The 2,311-nt window shown below is 38.0% G+C and carries 3 protein-coding genes and 1 pseudogene; 1 reads left to right on the forward strand and 3 read right to left on the reverse strand.

The annotated features are described in order from the left end of the window. The 3 genes and pseudogenes from AVJ19_RS20950 to AVJ19_RS20960 form a co-directional block, all read right to left on the reverse strand. Positions 1–794: pseudogene (locus AVJ19_RS20950) on the reverse strand (MBL fold metallo-hydrolase); the annotation flags it as partial. A gap of 2 nt (positions 795–796) precedes the next feature. Beyond that, positions 797–1,213 carry a DUF6691 family protein gene (locus AVJ19_RS20955; RefSeq protein WP_111861414.1) on the reverse strand — a complete coding sequence of 139 codons (417 nt, stop codon included), beginning with the start codon at positions 1,211–1,213 and terminating at the stop codon, positions 797–799. Further along, entirely contained in the window at positions 1,214–1,630 is a 417-nt protein-coding gene (locus AVJ19_RS20960; protein ID WP_111861415.1) for a YeeE/YedE family protein, read from the reverse strand. It abuts the gene before it with no gap. Between the two features lie 107 nt (positions 1,631–1,737). Between AVJ19_RS20960 and AVJ19_RS20965 the strand changes: the two genes are divergently transcribed. Beyond that, on the forward strand, positions 1,738–2,064 hold the full coding sequence (locus tag AVJ19_RS20965) for an ArsR/SmtB family transcription factor (RefSeq protein ID WP_111861125.1): 327 nt from the start codon (positions 1,738–1,740) through the stop codon (positions 2,062–2,064). Positions 2,065–2,311 lie beyond the last annotated feature (247 nt).

Raw genomic sequence — 2,311 nt, forward strand, 5'->3', positions numbered from 1 at the left:
GTTGATCTGTATCGAAGGCAGAATCAGTTTGGGCATACTTAAACCTGCATCACGCTTATTTCGCATTTCGACAAAATCATCTTTGGTCGTGCCATCGTGAATATGGATATTCTGATTTTTTGAGTCTGAATATCCGTTTCACACATATAGGTATCACGCTTTTCTGGCAAATAATCATGGCAGAGAAATACACGTGTTTTCTCAGGCAATTGATATAAGCTTTGTACTGAATCAAAAAGAATTGATGCGCTTCCCCTTGGGAAATCACAGCGTGCCGTACCGTAATCCGGCATAAACAAGGTATCACCCACAAACACGGCATCACCGATGACATAACTCAAGCAGGCTGGCGTATGTCCAGGAGTAGGGATGTTATATGCTTCGATTGAACCAATTAGAAATTGCTCATGATCATCAAACAAATAATCAAATAATTGTTGGGTATTCCACTGTTTGATATCCAAATGATAAATCGCAGCAAAGGTCTCTTGTACCGCAGCAATTCTCTGACTCATGGCGATTTTTCCGCCTAATTGGGTTTTGAGATATTGTGCAGCAGTTAAATGATCGGCATGAACATGGGTTTCTAAAATCCACCCGACTGTTAAACCCTGCGCTTTGACATAGGTAATGATCTGATCGGCATGTGTGGTAAAAGTTGTGGCTGATGCAGCATCATAGTCCAGCACACTGTCAATAATTGCACATGAATTGGTAGCTGGATCACTCACCACGTAACTGAAAGTGTTCGTATCTTCATGAAAAAAATCTTTTACAACAGGGGAATTTGACATTATTAAGCTCCTGTCCACTTACGGTGAAGCAAGACGCCTACAAACATCGAGACAATAAAATACAGAACCTGATAATGCCCAAGACCAATCAAGGTAAAACTGGGTGCAGGACATATCCCAGCAATCCCCCAACCAATACCAAATAAAAGGCTGCCCGAGATCAATTTAAAATCAATTTTATGATTACTTGGTAATTCAATTGGTTCATTAAATACGGTTTTGGGTGCTTTACTTCGTACTGCTTTTTGAAAAGGAATAATTGCAACCATAATCGCTCCAATCATTACGAAAGCTAGACTCGCATCCCAATCACCGAACAAATCTAAGAAGTTTAGAACTTTTTCTGGATTGGACATCCCTGAAAACATCAAACCTACAGAAAATAAACCGCCGAAAATGAAAGCCAGAAAATTCTTCATTTAGAAAGCTCCTGTGACATGGCGAATCATGTAAACCGTAACAAATCCAGCGAACATAAAAATCATGGTGGCTAGGATCGAACGTTTAGATAAGCGGCTGATTCCACAAATGCCATGACCACTGGTACAGCCTGAACCTAGGCGTGTCCCAAAACCCACCAATAGTCCAGCAATGATCATCATCAACGGACTGGCATTCAATTCAATTTCAGGCTTTATCCATAGTCCATATACAAATGGCGCAGTAGTTAAGCCCAATAAGAACCAAATAGCAGGCGTCTTAAATATCGTTTGAGAGTTTAGAGTTTGTGCAACTAATCCACTAATTCCAGCAATACGACCATGTACATATAGGTAGCCAACTACAGCTGCACCTAGCAATAATCCACCCATAAAGGAAATCAAATAGTCAGACATACAATTCAAATCACGCAAACAATATACTTATTAATATTATATAATTAAATAATATACAAGTATTACTTTATTTTTTTGTATAATAAGATGATTTTTAGGATACGCTTATGAAAACCAATGAATTAAAAATGAAAATAGATCTTTCAAAAGTCGACCTTGTCACTGATTGTCTAAAAGTCTTATCGAATCCTGATCGTCTTAAAATTTTATGTGTCTTAATTGATGGTGAGCTGAATGTTCAACAAATTGAAAAAACCGCTCAGGTATACCAACCAACATTGTCACAACAACTAACGATACTCAGAAAAAGTAAAATGGTATCGACACGCCGCGAAGGCAAACAAATATTTTATCAATTTAGTGATATGAGAATATTACAAATCATGCAGACCCTATACGGCTTATATTGTATGAATGACATGGACTCGGACTAGAAATGTTAACTCCCTAAAAATATTTCACATTTGGAATAACAGACTCTTCTGCTCACTTTTTAAGCAAAAAAGTCTGTTACTTTTTTCAAATCAATTATCTGAAGATTGCTCTAAGTTCTCCCACTCAGGAAATGGATTAACCATAAGCTTCCACTGCTCAGGTCCTCCAGCCATTTCCACATCCGTCAGTAAACATTGGTCAAACTGTTGGATTAAACCCTGTTCATCCATATCCATTCCAATCATT

The sequence above is a fragment of the Acinetobacter sp. CFCC 10889 genome (genome assembly GCF_003268395.1).
In the GTDB taxonomy this organism is placed as follows: Bacteria; Pseudomonadota; Gammaproteobacteria; order Pseudomonadales; family Moraxellaceae; genus Acinetobacter.

Bases quoted from the DNA above. Each gene is read 5' to 3' on its own strand.
- AVJ19_RS20965 (WP_111861125.1), top strand. From the start codon at position 1,738: ATGAAAACCAATGAATTAAAAATGAAAATAGATCTTTCAAAAGTCGAC.
- AVJ19_RS20955 (WP_111861414.1), bottom strand. From the start codon at position 1,213: ATGAAGAATTTTCTGGCTTTCATTTTCGGCGGTTTATTTTCTGTAGGT.
- AVJ19_RS20960 (WP_111861415.1), bottom strand. From the start codon at position 1,630: ATGTCTGACTATTTGATTTCCTTTATGGGTGGATTATTGCTAGGTGCA.